The sequence below is a fragment of the Ruminococcus sp. RTP21484sp1_RTP21281st1_A8_RTP21281_210402 genome, assembly GCF_040914025.1.
GTDB lineage: Bacteria > Bacillota > Clostridia > Lachnospirales > Lachnospiraceae > Blautia_A > Blautia_A faecis.
In genome coordinates this window covers 57,328-64,948 of the sequence record NZ_JBCPGE010000026.1, presented here as the reverse complement: position 1 = coordinate 64,948, position 7,621 = coordinate 57,328, and the positions used below count along the sequence as shown (strand labels likewise).

General features: G+C 40.0%; 9 protein-coding genes and 1 pseudogene. 9 read left to right on the top strand and 1 reads right to left on the bottom strand.

Translation table 11 applies throughout. From position 1 onward, the window contains the following. Nucleotides 1-289: 289 nt before the first annotated feature. From AB5170_RS13360 to AB5170_RS13345, 4 genes and pseudogenes are all read left to right on the top strand, one after another. Nucleotides 290-1,318, top strand: a complete 1,029-nt coding sequence (locus AB5170_RS13360; protein ID WP_118581284.1) for a zinc-binding dehydrogenase — start codon at nt 290-292, stop codon at nt 1,316-1,318. Nucleotides 1,319-1,327: 9 nt separating this feature from the next. Continuing rightward, entirely contained in the window at nt 1,328-1,720 is a 393-nt protein-coding gene (locus AB5170_RS13355; RefSeq protein ID WP_173735083.1) for a VOC family protein, read from the top strand. A gap of 18 nt (nt 1,721-1,738) precedes the next feature. Then, nucleotides 1,739-3,103 (top strand): MFS transporter, encoded by a 1,365-nt coding sequence (locus AB5170_RS13350; protein WP_173735082.1) that lies wholly within the window; start codon nt 1,739-1,741, stop codon nt 3,101-3,103. Further along, nucleotides 3,087-3,248 (top strand): annotated as a pseudogene (locus tag AB5170_RS13345) (carbohydrate kinase); the annotation flags it as partial. The gene AB5170_RS13350 and the pseudogene AB5170_RS13345, both read left to right, overlap by 17 nt. Here AB5170_RS13345 and AB5170_RS13340 read toward each other — a convergent pair. After that, nucleotides 3,249-3,569, bottom strand: a complete 321-nt coding sequence (locus AB5170_RS13340) for a hypothetical protein (protein ID WP_173735065.1) — start codon at nt 3,567-3,569, stop codon at nt 3,249-3,251. A 184-nt stretch (nt 3,570-3,753) separates the two neighbouring features. On the opposite strand from AB5170_RS13340, the gene AB5170_RS13335 reads away from it, so the two are divergent. The 5 genes from AB5170_RS13335 to AB5170_RS13315 form a co-directional block, all read left to right on the top strand. Beyond that, nucleotides 3,754-3,984, top strand: coding sequence for a hypothetical protein (locus AB5170_RS13335; protein WP_118581275.1), 231 nt, complete (start codon nt 3,754-3,756; stop codon nt 3,982-3,984). Continuing rightward, nucleotides 3,981-4,484: a GNAT family N-acetyltransferase gene (locus AB5170_RS13330; RefSeq protein ID WP_173769321.1), complete on the top strand. Its 504-nt coding sequence runs from the start codon at nt 3,981-3,983 to the stop codon at nt 4,482-4,484. Before AB5170_RS13335 ends, AB5170_RS13330 begins: the two co-directional genes overlap by 4 nt. Then, a complete protein-coding gene (locus AB5170_RS13325; RefSeq protein WP_173771802.1) occupies nt 4,481-5,488 on the top strand; it encodes a LacI family DNA-binding transcriptional regulator in 1,008 nt (335 codons plus the stop codon). Before AB5170_RS13330 ends, AB5170_RS13325 begins: the two co-directional genes overlap by 4 nt. Nucleotides 5,489-5,873: 385 nt before the next feature. Then, entirely contained in the window at nt 5,874-7,139 is a 1,266-nt protein-coding gene (locus AB5170_RS13320) for an ABC transporter substrate-binding protein (protein ID WP_173769319.1), read from the top strand. A 130-nt stretch (nt 7,140-7,269) separates the two neighbouring features. Further along, a partial coding sequence (locus AB5170_RS13315) for a carbohydrate ABC transporter permease (RefSeq protein WP_368365073.1) occupies nt 7,270-7,621 on the top strand: 352 nt, incomplete at its 3' end.

Genomic DNA, 7,621 nt, shown 5'->3' with positions numbered 1-7,621 from the left:
CCATAACGAATTCCCCTACGATACTGTATTTGGTAGTTTTATTATAGCATTTTTCTTAATTGTTAGACAGTCTGACGCACGGTGGTGTGAGAGGACGGCGGTTAGTCACCGCCTCCTACTCGATTTAATTGTGAAAAATATACAAAAAATGTATTTTAAAATTATGAAATGTATAAAAATATGAAAAAACATATTGACAAATTGTGTTTACATTGTAATAATGTAATTACTTTAATAAAACATTTTATAAAACATAGAATAAAACAACATGAAAAAGGAGGAAACAATTATGTTACAACAGGTAATGACAAATCCAGGAGAAATTATTTTCAGAGAGGTTCCGGTTCCGGAGGTAAAGGAAAATCAGGTTTTGGTAAAGATTATGAATATTGGTGTTTGTGGATCAGATATTCATGTTTATCATGGAAAACATCCGTTTACAAAATATCCGGTAACACAAGGACATGAGGTTTCCGGTGAGATTACAGAATTTGGAAAAAATGTCACAGAGTTTCATGTGGGACAGAAGGTGACGATAGAGCCTCAGGTATATTGTGGACATTGCTATCCATGTCGTCATGGAAAGTATAATCTCTGTGAGGAATTAAAAGTAATGGGATTTCAGACGACAGGAACAGCATCTGAGTATTTTGCAGTGGATGCATCTAAAGTAACACCTATTCCAGAAGATATGTCCTATGAAGAAGGCGCTATGATTGAACCTCTTGCTGTGGCAGTTCATGGTGTAAAACAGATAGGTGATGTGGCTGGCATGAATATTGCAGTTCTTGGAGCAGGACCGATTGGAAATCTCGTGGCACAGGCAGCAAAAGGAATGGGGGCAGCGAAAGTGATGATCACAGATATCAGTGATCTTAGACTGGCAAAGGCAAAAGAATGTGGAATTGATGTGTGTGTGAATACCAAAAATAAAGACTTCAGTGCGGCAATGCTCGAAGCATTTGGACCGGACAAGGCGGATGTGATCTACGACTGTGCCGGAAACAATATCACAATGGGACAGGCAATTAAATATGCAAGAAAAGGAAGCACGATTGTACTGGTGGCTGTTTTTGCAGGAATGGCAGAAGTAGATCTTGCAGTGGCAAATGACCACGAACTTGACATTAAGAGCACGATGATGTACCGCCATGATGATTATATAGATGGAATCAGATTGGTAAATGAGGGCAAAGTTCATTTGAAACCGCTCATCTCAAAGACATTTGCTTTTAAAGATTATCTGAAAGCATACCAGTATATTGATGATAACCGCGAAACAACGATGAAAGTAATTATCAACGTCAGTGAAAAGTAAGGAGTTCGTATGGAAAATAAATATGGAATTGTCGGAGTTGCCCATGTCGGGCTTCCGACAAACGATTTACAGAAAACAGTTGAGTTTTATAAGAGTCTTGGATTTGAAGTGATTATGCAGTCTTATAATGAAAAAGCAGGGGGAAAAGTGGCATTTTTACAGATAAAAAATTACTGTATAGAGACTTTTGAAAATGGGCAGGCGGCAATGTCAGACGGTGCATACCAACATGTTGCACTTGATGTGGAAGACATTGAAAGTATGTATCAGAAAATCTGCAATGAAAAATACACAATTATTACAGACGGAATCGAAGAACTACCATTTTGGGAAAATGGTGTGAAGTATTTTATGATTAAGGGCCCAAATGAGGAAAGAATAGAGTTCTGTCAGAAACTCTGATAAAAATAGGAGAGACATATGGGAAGCGAAAACAAAAATGGAAAAGTACCGCTGATCAGTAAGATTGCATATGGGTTTGGTGATGTTGGATGTAATTTCAGCTGGATGTTCGTCAGTAATTTTCTGATGATATTTTATACAGACGTGTTCGGAATCAGTATGGCGGCTGTGTCAGCACTTATGCTTTTTTCAAGATTCTGGGATGCAATCAATGATCCAATCGTCGGGGGACTTACAGATAAAACAAAATCGAGATGGGGACGGTACCGTCCATGGCTGTTAGTAGCGGCACCAATCACAGCGATTCTTCTTGTTATGACATTCTGGGCAAGACCCGACTGGCCGCAGAATGGAAAGATCATTTATATGGTAATTACATATTGTCTGCTGGTTTTGGGGTATACCTGTGTGAATATTCCATATGGAACCTTGTGTGGTGCTATGACACAGGATATTGATGAACGTGCAAAAATAAATACATCCCGTTCGGTTGCAGCGATGATTGCAATTGGTGTGATAAATATTATCACAGTTCCACTGCTCAGCAAATTCGGCAGTCATAGTGCAAAGACAGGATATCTGACGGTTGCGGTCATATATGGATGTATTTTTACAGCCTGTCATTTCTTCTGCTTTGCGAAGACGAAAGAGGCAGTGCTTACTCCGGAAAAAGAAAAAATTTCTGTAAAGATACAATTGAAAGCAGTCATGCAGAACAGACCATATCTTCTTGCATTGGCAGGACAGATATTATTTGGATTTACACTGTATGGTAGAAACGCAGATATTCTGTATTACTTTACATATGTGGAAGGGAATGCCTCCTACTACACAACTTATTCGATGTGCATCATTATTCCTTCTATCATCGGGGCAGCCTGTTTTCAACCATTATTCCGCAAGTTAAATAACAAAGGAAGAACAGCATCTCTCTTTGCTTTATTTACAGGAATTTTCATGTTGACTATGTTTTTCTTCAATGCCAAAGAATCACCGGCTATTTTTTATGCATTATCTGGTCTCACACAGTTTTTTTTCTCTGGATTTAATACCGCAATCTATGCAATTATTCCAGACTGTGTGGAATATGGGGAGTGGAAAACCGGACTTAGAAATGATGGTTTTCAGTATGCATTTATTTCACTTGGAAATAAAGTCGGAATGGCAGTTGGAACAGCACTTTTAGCAGGATTACTTGGAAAATATGGTTATATTGCAAATCAGACACAAAATGCAATTGTACTTTCAATTATGAAACATGCATTTACGACGATTCCAGGTGCACTGTGGATTGTGACTGCGGTTGTATTATTTTTCTACCGGTTAAATAAAAAACGTTATAACGAGATTGTGGAAGAACTGAAAAATGGAAGAAAAAGTTGATATCGTGGCATTGGGAGAATTGCTGATTGATTTTACGGAAGCAGGACACAGTCAGGATGGGAGAAAATTGTTCGAACAGAATCCCGGCGGTGCTCCGGCAAATCTTCTAACCGTTGCAAGCCACTTTGGGTATCGCACATCTTTTTCAATCAGATCTAAGATATTTCCTATTGTTTGAAATAGCTTTTTGTAACAATCTACTTCCATTCCATGCATTAAACATATGGGCTAATTTTCTCTGGTTGGATGGCTTGGAATAGTAAGCGGATATTTTAGGACTGATTTTAGTCTGACCAGTCATCCAGCGGCAAACCAGACCGTTGTCCATTGAAAAATCCTGATTTGCCGGATCATCCATAAAATCTTCAAATAATTCGTATAAAAAATCAGGCTGACTCATTTGATTACTTTCGCTGATATGGTTTTTTAAACAAGTGCTAATAGAAGAAAAATCGCATTGATTCAATAGAAATTCCCCTTTCGTAGTTAAGATTGAGTATATCTATCATAACACGAACATATATTCGATTCAAGAAAATGCGGATATTTTTAAAGTGATTGTGTCAATTTACAATCAATTTCTATTCAATGTGGTTTTCCGGCAGGTTCTGTAAAATAAGCTCAGATCAAAACAATGACGGGAGGAGCTTATGCAACAGAATATTGAATTTGAGCGGTGCATTGATTTTCTGGTACGGATGATTGATAAGTACGGCGATGAAGTCCTCCGGGACACTTCAAGGGATATTTCAAGGTATGCCGTTTGCCGTTATTACATTGACGGAAAAAAGACGCAGAGGTATAATAAAAAGGAGTTTACGGTCTTTTCCCTATTAAAGTGGAGAGAGCGCATGAAATATAAAAGGATGAGGAAAAAATGACAACCAAATACGAATTCAGAGACATTCTTCCAGAGGAGTTAGATCAGGTGATTCAGATCGAGCAGATCTGTTTTCCGCCAAATGAGGCTTGCTCTGCCAAGAGTATGAGAGAACGAGTGGCAAATGCACCAGAGACATTTATGGTTGCAGTGGATAAAGAAACAGGTAAAGTTGCCGGCTTTCTCAATGGGGTGGCAACAGACGAAGCAGTTTTTCGTGATGAATTTTTTACGGATAGTACTCTTCACAACCCGGAAGGAAAGAACGTTATGCTCCTTGGGCTTGATGTTCTTCCGGAGTATCGCCACCAGGGGCTTGCCCGTGAAATCATGACACGATATGTGGAAAGAGAGCAAAAAAGAGGACGCGAATGCCTGTACCTGACCTGTCTGGATAACAAAGTAGAGATGTACAAAAAAATGGACTACACCGACAACGGAATTTCCGGTTCCGCTTGGGGCGGGGAAGAATGGCATGATATGAGCAGGAAAATCAGATGATCCGGCTTCAGGATATTGCGGATATGGCGGGAGTGAGCAGGACTACCGTATCAAATGTAATAAATGGCAATACGAAAAGAGTTTCCCAGAAAACCATTGATAAAATAACGGCAATCCTGAAAGAACAGAATTATGTTCCGCATATGGGTTCCGTTATGCTGTCCGGACATGGTTCCAGGATCATAGGCGTGGTACTTGGTTTTGCCCAGGCTCATGGAATGTACTCCCTGCAGGACTCCTTTGTAGGAGAACTGGTAGGAACCATTCAGATGGAAGCTGAAATGAAAGGATACTATGTCATGCTGATCGGAGGGGAGAATATCCAGAACGTGGTGGATATTGCTTCCAGATGGAATGTAGAAGGACTGATCATTCTGGGATATAATGATGAAAAATATCGGAAATTGTCCAGAAAGCTGAATAAGAAAATGGTTCTCATAGATGCCTATCCCGCAGGAGAATATTTTTTCCAGAATGTGGGAGTGGATGATTATTCAGGCGGCTATCAGATTGGAAGTTACCTCTGTTCCTGCGGTTTTGACAAAGCTTTGTTTCTTGCAGAAACAGATATTGACAGTGATTACAGCCGTTGGATGGGCTTTAAGCAGGCTATGGAAAAAGAAGGAAAATTCTGCAGCCGCACTCGTCTGATCGTGATCCCGGGGGAAAGAAACCGCCGTATCCAGAAATATAAAGAACTTCTTCCGCGTTTTCTGCAGGTAAAAGCAGTGGCATTTTCCTCAGATTATGCAGCAATTGAGGCCATGAACTTTTTGTCAGATCATGGAATTAAGGTTCCGGAACAGGTATCTGTTACCGGCTTCGACGACAGTATCTATGCCAGAATGGTCCGTCCAAGACTTACAACAGTTCATCAGGATGTAGGTCAGAAGGCACATTTGGCGTTCAGCCGCCTGCTTCGGATGGTTGCCGGGGAGCAGTTAAAAGAGTTTAATATAAAAAGTCCGGTGTACCTTGTAAAAAGAGATTCTGTGAAAATATGAACAGATCGTTCAAAAGAATTTGAAGAGAAGACAGTCAGGCTATAGAGCCTGACTGTTTTTTTCGTAACAGAAGATTACGTTTGGATTCCCTGTTACATAAAGAAAACAATTTGCATGAAATCCCTGCTATCCGGGGAAATTATAAGATAGGGGGGACAATCTAAGAACTCATGAATCTGCATGATAAAAAAATATACAATATGCACAAATGACAAAACAAAAGTTTGTCTACAATTTAAGTTTCTCGAGAAACCTGTTGATTTTGCTGGAAAGTTACGATATTATGAAGCCACCGAAAGGAAAGCAGGACAGACGTGTCCAGGAAAGCTTTCAATAAACAAGTGCTGCGCAGCTTTCATTAAGTAAAATAATGGAGGAAAGAAAGATGAACAAGAAACTTATTTGCACATTAATGGCAGGTGCACTGCTGGTTGGTACAGTTACCGGATGCGGCAGCTCCTCTGAGGGAGAATCTTCCGCAAAGGGAACGGAACTGGAGCTTTTTTCCAGCAAGGCCGAAAACAAGGACATTCTTCAGAAGCTGGTAGATAAGTTTAATGAAACTCATAAGGACGTGACAATCAAGATCACAGCTCCGGCTGATGCAGGAACTGTATTAAAGACCAGAATGGCAAAGAATGATATGCCTGATATCGTAGCAATGGGCGGTGACAACAACTATACAGAGGTGGAAAGTGCCGGAATGCTGGTAGACTTAAGCAGCGAAGATTACGTTTCCAACATTCAGGAATCCTACCTTCAGATGGTATATGATGTAAACAAGGACAAAGAAGAGAAGGTATATGGCGTTCCTTATGCAACAAACGCTTCCGGTGTCATTTATAACGTTGACAAATTCAAAGAACATGGAATTGAGATTCCAAAAACATGGGATGAATTCATTGATGTGCTCGAGAAACTTCAGGATGCAGGTGAACAGCCACTTCTTATGACATACAAAGATGCTTGGACAAGTAACTGCCCATGGAACAGTATTGCATCTGACCTTGCTCCGGAGAGCTTCAATGATGACCGTAAAGCCGGCAAGACCACATTCGTTGGAACACACGAGGAAATTGCAGAAAAATATATGAAGCTTCTTGACTATGCTCAGGATGATTTTATGGGACTTACCTATGATGATGGAAATAAAGCTTTTGCAAATGGCGAAGCAGCCATGATCATCAATGGAAACTGGGCAATCAACCAGTACAAAAATGCAAATGCAGATATCAATGTGGATATGTTTGCACTCCCGGCTTCCAATGAGAAATCCCAGAACTATGTAACCTCTGGTGTAGATGTACTTCTTGGTGTATGCAAAGACAGTGCAAATGAAGAAGTGGCAAAAGAATTTGTATCCTTTATGCTTGAGCCGGAAAATGCAAAAATGTACATTGATGATCAGTTTGCTTTCTCAGCTGTAAAAGGTGTAGAGCAGGAGAATGAGACAGTGGCAGGTGTGAAAGAAGATATTGCAGCTGGAAAGGTTGCAAACTTCCCAGATCATTACTATCCATCCGGATTTGATATGTCCGCACTTCTGACCGAAATGTGCCTGAACTACACAAACGGAATGGACAACGAGGAGAACATAAATCAGTTCCTTGCACAGTGCGATGAGAAATATGACATTGCAAATGTAGACTGATCTATGTGACTGATGGAAAATACAGGCGAAAGGTGAAGAACGTGAACTGTCACCTTTTGATCCGTATGAATTGTAAGGCTGCTGGCCACTGAGTGAACAGCAGCCTTGTAAGAAAATAAGGGAGGATTCCATGAAGAATAAAGCCCCACGGAAAAAACCTGCTGTTAACCGGGTTTACTACATTTATGTAGGAATTCTTGCAGTTCTGTTTTTCACTTTCCACACCATTCCATTCTTAAAAGGTGTTATGTACAGTTTTACAGACTGGAGAGGATATGGAGAGTGGAATTTTGTAGGACTTCGAAATTATATCCATATGTTTTCTGATGTGGATACAGGAAATGCATATTTGTTTACATTCAAATTTGCGGTGATCACTACTATTCTGGTAAACGTGATCAGTCTGATACTGGCCTGTGCATTAAATGCAAAGATCAAGTTTAAAAACACAATCAAAGCTTTTTATTTCCTTCCATATATGC

Coding starts and splice junctions, on each gene's coding strand:
- AB5170_RS13360 (WP_118581284.1), top strand. CDS start 290: ATGTTACAACAGGTAATGACAAATCCAGGAGAAATTATTTTCAGAGAG.
- AB5170_RS13355 (WP_173735083.1), top strand. CDS start 1,328: ATGGAAAATAAATATGGAATTGTCGGAGTTGCCCATGTCGGGCTTCCG.
- AB5170_RS13350 (WP_173735082.1), top strand. CDS start 1,739: ATGGGAAGCGAAAACAAAAATGGAAAAGTACCGCTGATCAGTAAGATT.
- AB5170_RS13335 (WP_118581275.1), top strand. CDS start 3,754: ATGCAACAGAATATTGAATTTGAGCGGTGCATTGATTTTCTGGTACGG.
- AB5170_RS13330 (WP_173769321.1), top strand. CDS start 3,981: ATGACAACCAAATACGAATTCAGAGACATTCTTCCAGAGGAGTTAGAT.
- AB5170_RS13325 (WP_173771802.1), top strand. CDS start 4,481: ATGATCCGGCTTCAGGATATTGCGGATATGGCGGGAGTGAGCAGGACT.
- AB5170_RS13320 (WP_173769319.1), top strand. CDS start 5,874: ATGAACAAGAAACTTATTTGCACATTAATGGCAGGTGCACTGCTGGTT.